Raw genomic sequence first — 15,013 nt, forward strand, 5'->3', positions numbered from 1 at the left:
CGAAAGCACCGCTTTTTACAGGGTGTCGCTAAAAGCAAGCAGCCGCACCACGTCGTTTTCCAGGGTCAGATTCAGCTGCTGCTGGTGGGCATATGCGGCCAGTGCGTCGGCGTGCTCGGTTCCCAATGCAGCCAGCACCGGCTGAGGAGCTAGCTCTACTGGAGTGAGCTGGTTTTGAGCGGTTTTTACGTAATACTTCAGCACATCCTCCCGGTTGGGAGCGGCCACCCGCTGGCACAGCAGGGCGGCTTTGCCAGCATCGTAGTGCACTTCGAAGAAGGCGGTGCGCAGGGCGCGCTTGGTCGAGCGCACGTTGAGGTAGCGGCGGTAGGTCAGGCGTAGGCCGCGCGCGGAATCGCCCACTGAGAATTCGCGAAGATTATCGGTGTTGACAATGTTTACAATATTCGTTTTGTCACCGGAAATACGCTCAATAAGCTGATGGTCAATAATATTGTACTTCAGCCAACGCCGGGCCACCGGACCGGCAATAGGCTGTAAAGTTCCCAGTGTCCAAGTGGGAAATAGGTAGTAGGACTCGGCGGTGGGCAATTTGAACTTCGTTGTGTTTCGGGCATCACTGGTGGCCTTTGCGCGGTCTTTGGCAAAGTTCTCGCTAATCCAGGCGGGCGGAGGCAGGTTCTCTTTGGCCGGCGCCATTGCGGTCTGAGACTGAGCAAGGGCCGCCTGACCGCCAAGTACCAGGAGCGGGATGAAAAGCAAGCAGCGCTTAGACAAGTGAGTGGCCATGGAAGCGGGCTGGGTAGAAGTGGGTAAAAGGAATGGGCGGGGAAGGGTCAACGCTTATCGAAAAGCACCTGGGCATATCATTCCAGGGTCCCCAATATTAACAAATATATAGTAATTATTTAAGAGAAAGTAGGCTATTTCATAATTGGGCATTTATCTACTTGCCCAACTCCTCGGCCCGGTCGCGGGCGGCGGTGGCGCCGGCCACCAGGCCTTCGCGCACCTGGCCCGCGCCGAAGGACTTCATCGCGGCTTCGGTGGTGCCGCCTTTGGAGGAAACCTTGGCAATCCAGTCGGTGCAGCTCAGGCCCGATTGGGAGTAGAGCTCCACGGCGCCGCGAAACGTTTGGCTCACCAGCAACTCGGCTTCGGCGGGGAGAAGCCCATTTGGGTGGCGGCACTCATAAGGGCATCCATGCAATAGTACACGTAGGCCGGGCCGCTGCCCGAAATGGCCGTGGCGGCATCAATAGCCGATTCTTCCTCCACGTACACCGTCTTGCCGGTGGTGCTGAGCAGGTTCTGCACCTGTACCAGGCTCGGCGCGCGTCACGGCGTCGGTGCTGGTAAAGGCCGTCATGCCCATGCCGATTTGGGCCGGCAGGTTGGGCATGGCCCGAATGATTTTGGGCGTGCCCAGGGCCTCGCGCAGGGTGTCAATGCGCACGCCGGCCATGATGCTGAGCACCACCTGCTGCGGCTGCACCAGCCCGCGCAACGATTCAAACAGCGCGGGCGAGTCCTGCGGCTTCACGGCCAGAATAAGCAGGTCGGCGCCGGGCACGCACTCGCTGGGGTGCCCCCACACCGTGCCGATATCGTGCAGGGCCAGGGCCGGCACCCGCTCGGGCGAGCGGGCCAGCAGCCGCAAATCGAGCCGCGAGGTGATGTGCGACCGCACAAAGCTGCGGCCGTAGGTCAGGCCCATGTTGCCGCCGCCGATGATAAGAATTTTCATAACACAATCTGCTCGCTAACCATTGAAATACTGATTGGCTAGACCTTCACAATCACGCCCTTTTTGTACATCCAGCTCAATATACCCAGCCAGATGAGCACCAGCACCACCGCTCCCACCAGCGAGGCCGTGCGCGGGTCGGCAAAAAACGGCGCAATGCCCCACTGGTACAGCCATTCCTTCAGGCCTACGGTTTTGCCGCTCGGCCCCGTTAGTTTGAACAGGCTGAAAGTGCGCGAAAGCAGGGCCGAAAGGCAGAACACCAGGATGGCGTTGACGCCGTACACCAGCGCCGGGCGAGTCCAGGCGCGGTAGCCCTGCACGTCGCATATCCAGTACAGAGCGGCCAGCCCGGCCATGGCCAGCCCGCCCGTGTAGAGCACGTAGGAGCTGGTCCACAAGGCTTTGTTGATGGGGAACCACGGCGCCCAGACCAGGCCCGCGATGACCACCGCACCCGCCGCTACAAACAGCCACGCCACTTTGGCGGCCGGCTGCTGGTCGCGCCGCCGTAGCCATTGGGCTGTGAGCACGCCGAGCAGGCCGGTGCCCAGGGCGGGCAGGGTGCCCAGCAGGCCTTCGGGGTCCCAGGTTTTGCTTGATTTCCAGAGGTGGGCTTCGCTGAACACGAGGCGGTCGAGCCAGGCGCCCAGATTGGTGCTGGGCTCCAGGTTGGCGGGGCCGAAGCTAGGCACGGGCACCAGCCTGCATGAGCACGGCATAGCCCACCAGGAAAGCCACCAGCAGATACACCTGCGTACGCCGCCTGGTTTTCAGAAAGATGAAGCTGCAGCCCAGAAACACCAGCGCAATGCGCTGCAGCACGCCCATGATGCGCACCACCGAAAAGTCAAATTTTGGATAAAGCGACAGCAGCAAACCCAGCCCGAACAGCACGGCGGCCCGCCGCAGCACGCGCAGCAGCACCGCTCCCTGCGGGCCGCCTTTCTGCTTTACGCCGTCGAGGGCATACACCAGACTCACGCCCACGATGAAGAGGAAAAACGGGAAAATGAGGTCGGTGGGCGTGCAGCCGTTCCATTCGGCGTGCTCGAAGGGCGGGTAGATGTGGCCCCAGTCGCCGGGGTTGTTCACCAGTATCATGGCCATGACGGTGATGCCCCGGAAGACATCCAGCGAGATAAGGCGGCCCGGCTGCGAGGCCTCGGCGAGCGGCTGGGCCCCGGTAGTGGCTACGGCGGCGTCGGTAATGGTTTGCATGGGTGGCGGACTGGGTAGGAAACGCTACTAAGGTCGGTATTCGCAGGTTAATCCATGAAACAGATGTCTTGCTCGCTGGCAATTCAGAAGCTCTTGGCCCAGAAAAAGAACGTCATGCTGAGCGGAGCCGAAGCATCTCTACCGCGCATGTAAACCAAACCGTCTGTCATGCTGACGAAGGAAGCATCTTATGACGTCTAACGAATCGTTCAACAGTGATAAGATGCTTCCTTCGTCAGCATGACAGACGATTAATGATAGCCGATTGAATTACTACCCCACGCGAGATGCTTCGGCTCCGCTCAGCATGATGTTCTGGATATTAAGCTATAATCAGGGAAATCAGGGGATTCAATCCAGCTGAATACCCTGCGTGCCTAAATGGCCGGGTCCGCCGGAGTGCTGGGGTTGTTTACCCGCTCCTGCTGGGGGTAGGGGTAGAAGTTGCGGGTGCGCTCGGCCAGGCTGGTGGGCGGGGCAGGGCGGCCGAAACGGCGGCTGTCCTCCAGGCGCAAGCCGCTGAGGTACAGCTCGGCGCTGCGCTGCTTGTACACTTCCAGCAGGAGCGCCGGCACGGTGAGTGCGCCGGAGTATGCCGGCAGGTTGGCGTGCACACCAAAGGGGTCGCCGCTGGACTGGGTGCGCACGGCGTTGATGTCGGCCAGGGCGGCAGTAATGTTGGGCGTGGCGGCCCGCAGGTTAGCCTCGGCCCGAATCAGGCGCATTTCGTCGGGCAGGTAGGCCGGGATTTCGCTGGTTTGGGAGGTGAAAAAGCCGGCCAGGGTGCGCAGGTTGTCGGGGCCGCCGTTGTTGCGGTCTACCACCACGGGGCCGGTGAGGTAGAAATTCAGGCGGCCGTCGCCGGTCTCAAACAAGCTGGCGGGCAGCCCAAACTGGTCGCGGGGCTTGAAGTTGCCCACCTGCGTGGCAGCCGTGAACACGGGGTTGGGGTTCTGGGCCGAATACGTGAAGGCCGACTTGATGGTCAGGTTCACCAGATTGGCGGCGGCCAGGGCGGCGGCGTAGTTGCCGGCCAGCAGGTTGAAGCGGGCGCGGTAGGCCTGTACCGTGTTGGGCAGGTTGAAGGCCGTGCCCTGCACCTGGGCGTTGAATTCGGCCGAGGGCGGGTTGGCCGCTAGTTCCTGAGCTGCCAGGTCGAGCAGGCGCACGGCTTCGGTCAGCAGCTCCTGGCGGCCCACAAACGCGGTGGTGCCGTTGCCTTCGGGGTTAGCGCTGAGCGGGCCCTGCTCAAAACCCATGGCAATGGCGCCCAGCGCGGCGGCCTTGAACAAGTAGGCGTGGGCCAGCACCCCGCTGCGGGTGGCCGCGTCGGAGCCCAGGACTTTGGGCGCGGCGGCAATGAGCTGGTCGGCGATGTTGGCCACGCGGTAGTTGCGCGAAAACAGCGCCGTGGTGTTGGCGTTGTTGGGCGAGAGCTGGGTGCCGCCCTGCTCAATTTCAATGATGTTGAAAAACGTGGTAATGCCCTTGAGGCTCGCGGGCCGTAGCGCCCGTGGTAATGATGTTGGGCTCGAGGGCCGAGGTGGAGTAGAGCTGCCGCAAGCCCAGGCTGAGGGCCAGCACGCCTTCGCGGGTGTTGAGCGTCTGCTCGTCGGTGGCGGCGTTGGGGTTGGGCAGGTCGAGGCTGCAGGCGGTGAGGCCCAGCCCCAGGGCCCCGGCGAGCAGCAGCTGCAGGGCCAGGGTGCGCGAACGAGTTAAACCAAATATATTCATGACAATGACAGTCGATTATTAAACCAATGAGGCGTTAAAACGTGGCCGTGAAGCCCAGCGAAGCCGACCGCGGAATGGGCACTTCCACGAAGTCGAAGCCGCGCACGGCGTTGCTCTGGCCGGCGGCGTTCACCTCGGGGTCGTAGCCGCGGTACTTGGTAAACACCAGCAGGTTGCGGCCGGTCAGCGAGAAGCGCACATCGCGCAAACCCAGGAACTTGGGCTTGAGCAGGTAGCTCAACGAGGCTTCGCGCAGCTTCACAAACGAGCCGTCCTGCACCCACTTATCGAAGGTGGTGTACTCGTTCACGCTCGTTCCCTTGGGCTTCTCGCCGCGCAGCTCGGCTTCGTAGATTTCCAGCCCGCCAAACGTCTCGCGCGAGCCCACCCGCTCGGTGAAGTTGAACACCGAGAAGTCCTGCTGGGTATCGAACTGCACCCGCAATGACAGGTTCTTGAAGGCCACTTCGTTGATGAGCGAGGCCACATAGCGCGGGTTGGGGTCGCCGAGCACGCCGTTGAGCAGGGTGCCCGAGGGCTGGCCATCGGCCCCGCGCTGGGGCGTGTTGGCCGCCCCGAAGGTGCCCTGGATGCCCCGCTCGCGCTGGGGCAGGCCGCCGGGCGTGAGCAGCAGCGAGCCATCGGGCCGGCGGGCCGAGTAGGTGCCGTAGTAGGTGCCCAGCGGGCGGCCTTCCACCGCCGCCACCAGCCCAAAGCCGTTGGGGAAGGTGACTAGGCCGCCCGGGATGCCGGTAATGCGGTTTTTGTTGTGCGTGAACGTGCCCGTCACGTTCCAGGTCAGGCCGCCCGAGCTGCGCACCGGCGTCGCGCGCACCAGCAACTCCACGCCGCGGTTGCTCATGTTGCCGATGTTGTCGATGCGCGTGAGGAAGCCCGAACTCAGGGCTAGGTCGCGCCGCAGAATTAGGTCGAATACTTTTTTGTCGTACACCGAAAACTCGATGCCCACCCGGTCGCCAAGGAAACTGGCGTCTACGCCGGCTTCGATTTCGCGCTGCCGCTCCGGCCCCAGAGATTTATTGCCTTGCAGGGTGGATGGGGCCAATCCTGGCTGGGTACCGAGCGCCACGGGGTCGTAGTTGGTGAAGCGCTGATAGGATTCGATGGCGGTCAGGTTGCCAGCCTCGCCGTAGGAAGCGCGCAGCTTGAGCTGAGGCACCAGCCGACTCAGAGGGCCATTTTTCCAGAAATCCGTTTCCGATAGCACATAGGAAAAGCTGCCTTTGCGGTAAACTTGCGTGCGCACCTTGGGCCCGTACACCGACGCGGCGTCCACGCGGAGGGCACCGGTCAGATAGAAGCGGTTCAGCAGTCCAAACGTCTGCTGCACGAACGCACCTCGAATGGTGCGCTCGTTGCGAAACTCACCCGAACCGGCCACCGTGCCAGTGGCGGTCGTAACGATGCCGGGTGCCAGCCCGATGGATTGGATGCCCGTGCTGAATCCCCGCTGGTATTGCAGGGTGCCGCCCACGGTGGTGGTGCTGTTGAAGTTTTCGGTTAAATCGCGCTTGTAGCTAAACGTCAGGTCGTTGTTGACAAGAATGGTGGTGAGGTCGGCGCGGCGGGCCAGGCCCGTGGTGAAGGTGGGCGCCGTGCTGCCGCTGGGAATAAAGCCGCTGGCTACCTGCGTGCTGGCGTCGTAGCCCAACACGTAATCCACCGAGAAGCCGGCAAATGGCGTGAGGTTGAGCTGGGCATCGCCGATGAAGCGGGAAGTGCGCTGCTGAAAATCGAAGCGGTTGATGGCTTCCAGCGGGTTGGTGCGCGTGATGTTGGCTGCCGTGCTGGGGTAGCGCCCGGTGTTGGGGTCGGGCGCGGGGTTGATGTAGTTGTTGGCGAAAATGAAGCCCGTAAGTACGCCGTATGCTTCGTTGATACCGCCGTTGGGCAGCTCGCTGCTGTGGCTCAGGTTGTAGTTGGCCCCCACGCTCAGGCGGGCTTTGGTGCCGATGGTTTGCTCGAGGCGCAGCCGGCCGCCGCCCCGGTTGAAGTCGGTGTTTTTCACAATGCCCTGGTTGCGGAAGTAGTTGCCCGAGGCGAAGTACTTGGTGCCGCCGCCGCCGCCGCTCACGCTCACGTAGTCGTCGGTGCCAATGGCCGTTCGGAAAATCTCATCCTGCAAGTCGTAGCGCGTCACCGGCGTTTGGGTCAGGTCGGCGTTGGCCAGGTCCGTGCCGCCAATGGTGGCGAAGCGGAAGGGGTAGTTGTTGTAGGCCAGTTTTTTGCGCAGCTGCGACACCATGAACTGCGACCCCACCGTCACCTGCGGCGTGCCTTCCTTGCCGCGCTTGGTGAAAATCTGCACCACGCCATTGGAAGCCCGCGAGCCGTAGATGGCCGCCGCCGCCGCGCCCTTGATTACCTCAATGCGCTCGATGTCGTTGGGGCTGATGTCGACCAGCCGGTTTTGGGCGTAGCCGCCCAGGTCGAGCAGGCGGGCGAGTCGTTGTTCACCAGCACGCCGTCGATGATGTAGAGCGGGTCCGAAGAGCCGCCCACGGTGCTTGGCCCGCGCAGGCGCACCGATATACCGCCGGCCGGGTTGCCCGAGTTCTGCGTGATTTGCACGCCCGCAAACTTGCCCTGCAGGGCCTGGTCTATCTGGGTAGGCACGGCTGTGCGCAGCTCGTCGCCGCTCACCGTGGCAATGGTGTTGCCCAGCTGGCGCTTGCTGGTGGCTACCGAGGTACCGGTTACCACCACTTCGTTCAGGCCCACCCGGTCTTCGGTTAGGGCGGCGTCGCCTATCGCCACGGTGGTTTCGGTGCCCAGCGTTACGGGCCGGCGCACGGCCCGGTAGCCCACCGAGGAGATTTCCAGCTGATAAGTGCCGGGCGCGAGGCTGGCTTCGATGGAAAACCGCCCATCGCCGCCCGATGACGTTCCCACCACCGTGTTGAGCAGGCGCACCGTGGCGCCCGGCAAGGCTCGTTGCTGGCATCCAGCACGCGGCCCTGCATGATGTAGCGAGTGGTTTGCGCGGCGGCGGGCCCGCCAAGCAGCAGAAGCAGCACCGCCACTAGCCCCCCAACGTAGCGTCGGAGGCCAGATGATAAGTAGGAGTGGGACATACCGTAGTGAAAAAGGTGAAAGGTGAAGAGGGAAACCCGAAGTAAGCTGTAGGAATCGTAATGTACAACATTCACATTATACCATAAACACGATGACACGCGCGCCCACCAGCCGGTTAGCTCAACCGCCCAGCTTAAACGCTTAGCCCGGAAAGGAAATCTTGCCCATGCTCACTGCCGGCACCCGCTGCCTCCCAGCGCCGATGGCCACCGGCTGGCCTGCCACCGCCTCGTTGGCCAGCACCGCAAACAGGATGGCCTCCTTAGCATCGCCGGGTACGCCCAGCGCATCGGTCGTGGTGAAGCGCGCGCCCGGTAAATGTCTTTCCAGCGCTGCCACCAACGCTGGATTGTGCGCGCCGCCGCCGCTGGTGTACACGGCCGTGGGAGCCGGCCGCTCCGCAAAAGCCGCCTGCACGGCGCGGGCCACGCCCACGGCGCTCAGCTCAACCAGCGTTGCCAAAGTGTCTTCCAGGCCCAGCGCAGTGGTGCCGCTGCGCTGCTGCGCCTCCGCCAGATAAGTTGAGCTGAACAGCTCGGGGCCGGTGGTTTTGGGCAGGGGCGCCGCGAAGAAGGGATGAGCGAGTAGCGCCGCCAGGAGGCCTTCGTGCACGCGGCCGGCCGCGGCCAGCCGGCCATCCTCATCGTACTGCAGGCCGGGGCAGTGGGCGCGTACGGTGGCGTCAAGCAGGGTATTTCCGGGGCCCGTATCGGTGCTGAAGGCAGTACTGGCGTCGCCGCCCGCACGGGGCAGGTAGGTGAAATTGGCAATGCCGCCCAGGTTGAGCAGAAGGCGCTCTTCATCCGGGCTGCTTAGCAGCAGAAAGTCGCCGTAGGCCGCCAGAGGCGCACCTTCGCCGCCGGCTGCCACGTGCTTCTGACGGAAGTCGCTGAGGGTAATGATGCCCGTGCCTACCGCCACATGGTCGCCGTCGCCGAGCTGCAACGTGGCATTTATAGAGAAATCGGGCCGATGGTGCTGGTGCTGCGGAGCGTGATATACGGTCTGGCCGTGGCTGGCAACTATGTCAATATCAGCGGGCGCAATGTTCCACTCGCGCAAGCAGTCCAGGATGGCCGCGGCGTGCAGGCTGCCCAGCCAGGGGTTGAGCAAAGTCAGGTATTCGAGGCTGACCTGCTCCCGCGCAAACACGGTGCGGATTCGGGCCCGCGTGTCGTCGCTGTAAGGCACCGTGCGGAAGTGTTCCAGCTCCAGCTGCGTGCCGGGCCCGTCGCCGGTGAGGCGGCACAGCGCCACGTCGAGCCCATCGAGCGAAGTGCCTGACATCAAGCCGATAATACGGCGACTGGGCTGGCCGGCAAGCTGGTAGAGGCGCGCAACAGATGGATTCATGCTAGGGCTTTTAAGAACTGCTGCAGCAGTACAAAAGTATTTTGTGCCGCCTTGTGCTGGCAATAGGGGCTATTGGTTGCGATAGCACCTAAAACTCCCTCCTTTTTTAAGGAGGGGACGCTCAACTGCCAAGTTGAGTGGGGTGGTTGCACTCGTTGAACGACACCCGAACGACTTGGGCTCGAATCGTTCCGCCATCGTTCAACGAGGGCAACCACCCCGTTTGAGCTAAAGCTCAAACATCCCCTCCTTAGAAAAGGAGGGGAGTTGTGGACGTTCAATGGGCTAGAATTCCCAGCGCACAAATGCTTCAATGCCTTCGTATTCGGGCAAGCCCAGCTGGTCGTAGAGCTTGGCCGTTGTGCGGTTGCGGGCTTCGCTGCGCTGCCAGAACTCGCGCTGGTCGGCGCCCGGGAAGAGTGGCCGGTCTTTCTGCGACTGATGCTTGAAGATGGCGCGCCGCTTGCGCGTGAGCTCCTGCGGCGAGAGCGGCACGGCCATCTCAATCTGGTCGATATCCCATTCCTGCCAGGCGCCGCGGTAGAGCCACACCCAGCAGTCGTCGAGCCAGGCGGTACCGGAGGCTTTGAGCTGCTGAATGGACTGGAATATGGCTGCCAAACACACGCGGTGGGTGCCGTGCGGGTCGCTGAGGTCGCCGGCCGCGTAAATCTGGTGGGGCTGCACGCGGTTGAGCAGCTCCATGGTGAGGCGGATGTCCTCGTCGCCCAGCGGTTTTTTGCGCACCCGGCCGGTTTCGTAAAAGGGCAGGTCCTGAAAGTGCGCGTTAGCATCCGGAATTCCAGCCAGGCGGCAGGCGCTTTTGGCTTCGCCCCGCCGGATGAGGCCCTTTATCTGCTGCACCTCGTCGGAATCGACTTGGCCGGGCTGCTTGTTTTTGAGAAAATCCGAGACGCGGTGGTAGAGGTTGTCGGCGGGCTCGTTGGCCGGCAGGCCGAAGGCGTGGTCGTAGTCGGCCACAAATTCGGCGAAGCGGATGGCCTCGTCGTCGAATACGGCGATGTTACCCGAAGTTTGGTAGGCCACGTGCACCTCGTGGCCCTGGTCGACGAGCCGCAGCAGGGTGCCACCCATCGAAATTACGTCGTCGTCGGGGTGGGGCGAGAAGATGAGTACGCGCTTCGGAAAGGGCGCGGCCCGCTCGGGACGGTAGGTGTCGTCGGCGTTGGGCTTGCCGCCGGGCCAGCCCGTGATGGTGTGCTGCAGCTCGTTGAACACCCGAATGTTGATGTCGTAGGCTGGGCCCGACTGCGCCAGCAGCTCCGAGAGGCCGTTTTCGTTGTAGTCTTCTTCGGTGAGCTTGAGGATGGGCTTGGTTACGGAACGGGCCAGCCAGGTCACGGCCTTCCGCAGCAGCGCGGCGTCGTGCCAGTCGCAGGGCAGGCCCAGCAGCCAGGGGTTTTGCGGGGAGTGAGCTCGGCGCCGGCGGCTTCGTCCAGCACCACTTGCACGTCGGGGTGGCTTTGCAGGTAAGTGGCGGGCACGGTGTCGGTTACTTCGCCTTCCACCATGCGCTTTACCACGGCGGCCTTGCCCTCGCCCCAGGCCAGCAGCACAATTTTGCGGGCCTCCAGGATGGTGCCCACGCCCATGGTGAGGGCACGGCGGGGCACATTTTCCTCGCCGTAAAAGTCGGACGCGGCGTCGGTGCGCGTCACGTGGTCGAGGGTGATAATGCGGGTACGGGAGGCCGGGCCCGAGCCGGGCTCGTTGAAGCCGATGTGGCCCGTGCGTCCAATGCCGAGCAGCTGCAGGTCGACGCCGCCGGCCTCTCGGATTTGCTCTTCGTAGCGCCGGCAGTACTCGGCTACCTGCTCCGGGGGCACGGTGCCGTCGGGGATGTGCACGTTTTCGGGCCGGATGTCGACGTGGTCGAACAGGTACTCGCGCATGAAGCGCACGTAGCTCTGCAGCGAGTCGGGCGCCATGGGGTAATACTCGTCCAGGTTGAAGCTCACGACGTTCTGGAAGCTCAGGCCCTCCTCGCGGTGCAGGCGCACCAGGCTCCTCGTACACGCGGGTGGGGGAGGAGCCCGTGGCCAGCCCCAGCACGCAGGCCCGGCCTTCTGCCGCGCGCTCCCCGATGAGGGCGGCAATCTGAGCCGCTACCGCCGCCGAGGCATCTTCGGAATCGGCGTAGATGCGCACGGGCAGGTGGGCGCCGGCCGTGGCGGGCAAGGTGTCGAGGGAAGGAGCCATGGCAAAATCCGGAAAACGAAGTGAAAGGGGCAGAAAGTTGGCGAAAGCCAAGCGGTAATCAAAGCGCCGCCAGCGCCAGCCGAGACGCGGGCGTTAGCAAATAGTAAGTAGCAAATAAATGAGGGTAATGATACTATGAATTATTGAGCTGCGCCGGTTTCTTTTTGGGGGTTTAGAGAGGAGGTTACCTGATTATTGTGCACATTTGAACCCCTTCCTTCCATCCACATGCGTTTCCCCGATACCCTTATTAATGTTAAGGCCTTCTGTTGTAGCAGGGTAAGGCTTTTTTCGACCTTTTAGGCCGGAACCTGATTGCGCGCAGCGCTGGGTTCCGGCTTTTTTGTTGGCTTCCGTTTCCAATTCTTTCCCCACCCCTTTCTCTTTTCTGATGAAAAAAATACTGGCTACTTCTGCTCTTGCTGGGCGTGCTGCTGGCGCCTCCCGGCTGGGCCCAAACGGCCCGCTCCGTGACGGGCATCGTCACGACCGCCACTGACCAAAGCCCCCTGCCGGGCGTGACCGTGCTCGTGAAAGGCACCACCAACGGCAGCACCACCGGCGCCGACGGCCGCTACGCCGTGCAGGCCTCGCCGGGCGCCGTGCTCGTGTTCAGCTTCATCGGCTACGCGCCGCAGGAGCGCACCGTCCCGGCCGATGGCAGCGTGGACGTGGCCCTGAAAGAAAGCACCACCGGCCTCGAAGAAGTGGTGATAACGGGCTACAACATTCCCCAGGAAAAGCGCACGATTGTGACGGCTATCCAAGAGGTGAAGAGCAAGGATATCATCGATTCGCGCCAGACCAACGTGGTGAACGCCCTGCAAGGCAAAGTAGCTGGCGTGAACATCACGTCGTCGGGTGGCGCGCCGGGCGAAGGCACTTCCATCGTCATACGCGGGGTACTTCGCTCGACGGCGACAACCAGCCGCTGTTCGTCATCGACGGGATGATTATGGACAACGGCTCGTTTTCGGAAAGCGCCGCGCCGGGTGCCGGCTCGCAGTTCAACGGCCTGCTGGGCCGCTCGGTGGGCGCTTCCAACCGCGCCGGCGACCTCAACCCCGAAGACATTGAGAGCATTACGGTGCTGAAAGGCCCCGCCGCGGCCGCCCTCTACGGCCTGCGCGCCGCCGGTGGTGCCGTGGTGATTACCACCAAAAAGGCGTGGCCGGCCGCACCACCCTCAACTACCGCACCCAGTACTCGGTAGACGAGGTGAGCCGCCTGCCCAAGATGCAAGACCAGTACAAGCGCGGCTCCAACGGCATTGCCGACCCTACGGTGCGCATTTCGTTCGGCCCGCGCTTCGGCCCCGGCGAGCAGGTGTACGACAACGTGGGCGACTTCTTCCGGAAGGGCACTATGTTCCAGAACTTCCTGAACATGTCGGGCGGCTCGGACAAGGCCAGCTTCTTCGTGTCGGCTTCCAACCTGCAGCAGTCGGGCGTGGTGCCCGAAAGCAAGTACGATAAAAGCACCTTCCGCCTGTCGGGCACGGCCGAAATATCGCCCAAGCTGAAAGTGAGCGGCGCGGCCCAGTACCTCACCTCGGGTGGGCAGCGGCCCATTCAGGGCCCCGGCCTGTACCAGTCGTCGGGCGGCTTCCTCTTGAGCTTGCTCAACTGGCCGCGCGATGACGATGCCCGTAACTACCTCAACCCCGACGGCAGCCGCCGCCGCCTGCTGGCCCGCGGCAACGGCACCGACGCCGACGCCGACAACCCCTACTGGTCGGCGAAAAACAACCCCCAGACCGACCGCACCAACCGCTTCATCGGCAACGTGAACCTGAGCTTTAAGCCCTTCAGCTTCGTGACGTTGAGCCACAACCTCGGCACCGACCTGTACACTTCGCGCACCACGTCGGTGCGGGCCGTGGGCACGTCGCAGATTGGCAACCAGAACGGCGGCCTGGCCGAAACCGTGGACCAGTTCCGCCTGCTCACGGCCACCACGCTGGCCAGCTTCACGCACGACTTTGGCGACAAACTCGGCGGCTCGCTGGTGTTGGGCAACACCATTGAGGAAAACAAGGACCAGGCAGTGGACTACATCGGCCTGATTTTCCAGAACCCCGATTTCGTGGGCCTCAACAACACGGTGAACCGCAACGCCCTGCAGCGCGACACCAAGCGCCACCTCATCGGCAACTTTGCCCGCCTGAACCTGACGCTCTACGACCAGCTGTTCCTCGAATTCCAGGGCCGCTACGACCAGTCGTCGACCCTGCCGCGGCCCGACGAAGGCAAGATTTTCGGCAAAGGCTTCTTCTACGGCTCGGCCGGCCTGGGCTACGAATTCACCAAAATCCTGGGCCTGGAGCAGAACAACGTCCTGAACTACGGCAAGGTGCGCGCCTCGATAGCCGGCGTGGGCAAAGACGCGCCGCCCTACAAGGTGCAGGCCGCGCTGGCCCAGAACACCTACATCGGCGGCGGTTTCCGCAACGACTTCTTCGGTTCGAACCCCAACCTGAAGCCCGAAAACACCCGCACCTACGAAGCCGGCATCAACCTGCAGTTTTTCAAAAACCGCCTGGGCCTGGACTTCAACTACTATTACTCACGGACGAAGGACCAGATTATTGCGCCGCGCGTGAGCCAGGCCGCTGGCTTCATCCTGCAGTACATCAACGGCGGCGTGGTGACCAACGAGGGCCAGGAAATCTCGCTGACCGGCACGCCGGTGAAAACGCGTGACTTCACCTGGGACATCATCACCAACTTCTACCACAACACCAACCGCGTGGAGGAGCTGCCGTTCCCGCTCACCGTGGTGTTCCAGTCCGATGCCTTCATCACCGACGTGCACGAAGGCGGCGCCTTCCCGGGCCGTCCGCTGTCGGGCCTCGGTGCTACGGACTTCAACCGCGTGACCGACCCGAACAGCGAGTTCTACGGCCAGATTCTGATTAACCCCACCACGGGCTACCCGTCGGTGAATGCCAACTTGCTGTACGCTGGCAACCGCGCCCCGCGCTTTACTACCCAGCTCACCAACACGTTTACCTACAAGAACTTGTCGCTGACTTCGCTGCTCGACTTCCGCGTGGGCGGCGTGGTAGTGAACGGCAACGACTGGTACCAGACCGGCGTGGGCACCTCGCCCCGCACCGCCGACCGCTACAAGCAGGTGGTGTTCGACGGCGTGAGCCTCGGGGCCGATGGCAAGTACACCCGCAACACCCGCTCGGTTGAGCTGACCCAGGCGTACTACACCAGCATTCTGGGTCGCGTGGGCACCGCCTTCATCGAAGACGGCTCGTGGGCCCGCCTGCGCTACGTAACCATGAGCTACGCGCTGCCTGCTTCGCTGCTCACCGGCACCAAGTTTATCAAGGGCGTGGAGCTGAGCGTGACGGGCCGCAACCTCGTGCTGCTGACCAAGTACACCGGCGCCGACCCCGAAACGTCGGCCGCTGGTGCAGGTGTGCGCGGCGGTGGCTCGGGCGGCTTCGACTACGGCAACGTGCCCGGCACGCGCGGCGTGGACATGGCCTTGCGCGTAAATTTTTAATCGACGGCTCCGCTGTCCTTTCCGATATTATATGAACCTGAAACCCCATTTGATGGGCCTGGGCCTGCTGCTGAGCGGCGCCGTCCTATCATCGTGCGAGAAGTTCCTCGACGTGAACGACAACCCCAATAACCCCGTCGTTTCCACACCAATTTTATTCTG

General features: G+C 62.9%; 14 protein-coding genes and 1 pseudogene. 3 read left to right on the forward strand and 12 right to left on the reverse strand.

Features of this window, described 5'->3' with window-relative positions:
* Window positions 1-15: 15 nt before the first annotated feature.
* The 12 genes and pseudogenes from ACFQT0_RS12600 to ACFQT0_RS12655 all read right to left on the reverse strand — a co-directional run bounded on the left by ACFQT0_RS12600 (window position 16) and on the right by ACFQT0_RS12655 (window position 11,133).
* Window positions 16-750 carry a hypothetical protein gene (locus tag ACFQT0_RS12600; RefSeq protein ID WP_380203202.1) on the reverse strand — a complete coding sequence of 245 codons (735 nt, stop codon included), beginning with the start codon at window positions 748-750 and terminating at the stop codon, window positions 16-18.
* Between the two features lie 157 nt (window positions 751-907).
* Window positions 908-1,278: pseudogene (locus ACFQT0_RS12605) on the reverse strand (pyrroline-5-carboxylate reductase family protein).
* The gene (locus ACFQT0_RS12610) at window positions 1,217-1,708 is read right to left on the reverse strand and encodes a pyrroline-5-carboxylate reductase family protein (RefSeq protein ID WP_380203204.1); all 492 of its coding nucleotides are present in this window, start codon (window positions 1,706-1,708) and stop codon (window positions 1,217-1,219) included. The pseudogene ACFQT0_RS12605 and the gene ACFQT0_RS12610 overlap by 62 nt, the downstream one beginning before the upstream one ends.
* Window positions 1,709-1,746: 38 nt before the next feature.
* Complete coding sequence (locus tag ACFQT0_RS12615) at window positions 1,747-2,403, reverse strand: acyltransferase family protein (RefSeq protein ID WP_380203206.1); 657 nt, start codon at window positions 2,401-2,403, stop codon at window positions 1,747-1,749.
* The gene (locus ACFQT0_RS12620) at window positions 2,396-2,929 is read right to left on the reverse strand and encodes a heparan-alpha-glucosaminide N-acetyltransferase domain-containing protein (RefSeq protein ID WP_380203208.1); all 534 of its coding nucleotides are present in this window, start codon (window positions 2,927-2,929) and stop codon (window positions 2,396-2,398) included. Before ACFQT0_RS12620 ends, ACFQT0_RS12615 begins: the two co-directional genes overlap by 8 nt.
* A 377-nt stretch (window positions 2,930-3,306) precedes the next feature.
* The gene (locus ACFQT0_RS12625) at window positions 3,307-4,314 is read right to left on the reverse strand and encodes a hypothetical protein (RefSeq protein ID WP_380203211.1); all 1,008 of its coding nucleotides are present in this window, start codon (window positions 4,312-4,314) and stop codon (window positions 3,307-3,309) included.
* Between the two features lie 73 nt (window positions 4,315-4,387).
* Window positions 4,388-4,663: a hypothetical protein gene (locus ACFQT0_RS12630; RefSeq protein ID WP_380203213.1), complete on the reverse strand. Its 276-nt coding sequence runs from the start codon at window positions 4,661-4,663 to the stop codon at window positions 4,388-4,390.
* A gap of 34 nt (window positions 4,664-4,697) precedes the next feature.
* The gene (locus ACFQT0_RS12635; RefSeq protein WP_380206005.1) at window positions 4,698-7,121 is read right to left on the reverse strand and encodes a SusC/RagA family TonB-linked outer membrane protein; all 2,424 of its coding nucleotides are present in this window, start codon (window positions 7,119-7,121) and stop codon (window positions 4,698-4,700) included.
* Complete coding sequence (locus tag ACFQT0_RS12640; RefSeq protein WP_380206006.1) at window positions 7,046-7,612, reverse strand: carboxypeptidase-like regulatory domain-containing protein; 567 nt, start codon at window positions 7,610-7,612, stop codon at window positions 7,046-7,048. Before ACFQT0_RS12640 ends, ACFQT0_RS12635 begins: the two co-directional genes overlap by 76 nt.
* A 288-nt stretch (window positions 7,613-7,900) precedes the next feature.
* Complete coding sequence (locus ACFQT0_RS12645) at window positions 7,901-9,112, reverse strand: anhydro-N-acetylmuramic acid kinase (RefSeq protein WP_380203215.1); 1,212 nt, start codon at window positions 9,110-9,112, stop codon at window positions 7,901-7,903.
* Between the two features lie 285 nt (window positions 9,113-9,397).
* Window positions 9,398-10,525: a PIG-L family deacetylase gene (locus ACFQT0_RS12650; protein WP_380206007.1), complete on the reverse strand. Its 1,128-nt coding sequence runs from the start codon at window positions 10,523-10,525 to the stop codon at window positions 9,398-9,400.
* Window positions 10,471-11,133, reverse strand: coding sequence for a 6-phosphogluconolactonase (locus ACFQT0_RS12655; protein WP_380206008.1), 663 nt, complete (start codon window positions 11,131-11,133; stop codon window positions 10,471-10,473). The genes ACFQT0_RS12650 and ACFQT0_RS12655 overlap by 55 nt, the downstream gene beginning before the upstream one ends.
* Window positions 11,134-11,760: 627 nt before the next feature.
* Here ACFQT0_RS12655 and ACFQT0_RS12660 point away from each other — a divergent pair.
* From ACFQT0_RS12660 to ACFQT0_RS12670, 3 genes are read left to right on the forward strand one after another with little or no spacing between them, the layout of a single operon-like run.
* On the forward strand, window positions 11,761-12,285 hold the full coding sequence (locus tag ACFQT0_RS12660) for a carboxypeptidase-like regulatory domain-containing protein (RefSeq protein ID WP_380203217.1): 525 nt from the start codon (window positions 11,761-11,763) through the stop codon (window positions 12,283-12,285).
* A complete protein-coding gene (locus ACFQT0_RS12665; protein ID WP_380203219.1) occupies window positions 12,282-12,545 on the forward strand; it encodes a TonB-dependent receptor plug domain-containing protein in 264 nt (87 codons plus the stop codon). The genes ACFQT0_RS12660 and ACFQT0_RS12665 overlap by 4 nt, the downstream gene beginning before the upstream one ends.
* Window positions 12,500-14,851 (forward strand): TonB-dependent receptor domain-containing protein, encoded by a 2,352-nt coding sequence (locus ACFQT0_RS12670; RefSeq protein WP_380203221.1) that lies wholly within the window; start codon window positions 12,500-12,502, stop codon window positions 14,849-14,851. The genes ACFQT0_RS12665 and ACFQT0_RS12670 overlap by 46 nt, the downstream gene beginning before the upstream one ends.
* The last annotated feature ends 162 nt before the right edge of the window (window positions 14,852-15,013 follow it).

The sequence above is a fragment of the Hymenobacter humi genome, assembly GCF_042665855.1.
Classification (GTDB): Bacteria; Bacteroidota; Bacteroidia; order Cytophagales; family Hymenobacteraceae; genus Hymenobacter; species Hymenobacter humi.

Coding starts and splice junctions, on each gene's coding strand:
- ACFQT0_RS12600 (WP_380203202.1), bottom strand. CDS start 750: ATGGCCACTCACTTGTCTAAGCGCTGCTTGCTTTTCATCCCGCTCCTG.
- ACFQT0_RS12610 (WP_380203204.1), bottom strand. CDS start 1,708: ATGAAAATTCTTATCATCGGCGGCGGCAACATGGGCCTGACCTACGGC.
- ACFQT0_RS12620 (WP_380203208.1), bottom strand. CDS start 2,929: ATGCAAACCATTACCGACGCCGCCGTAGCCACTACCGGGGCCCAGCCG.
- ACFQT0_RS12630 (WP_380203213.1), bottom strand. CDS start 4,663: ATGAATATATTTGGTTTAACTCGTTCGCGCACCCTGGCCCTGCAGCTG.
- ACFQT0_RS12645 (WP_380203215.1), bottom strand. CDS start 9,112: ATGAATCCATCTGTTGCGCGCCTCTACCAGCTTGCCGGCCAGCCCAGT.
- ACFQT0_RS12665 (WP_380203219.1), top strand. CDS start 12,282: ATGATTATGGACAACGGCTCGTTTTCGGAAAGCGCCGCGCCGGGTGCC.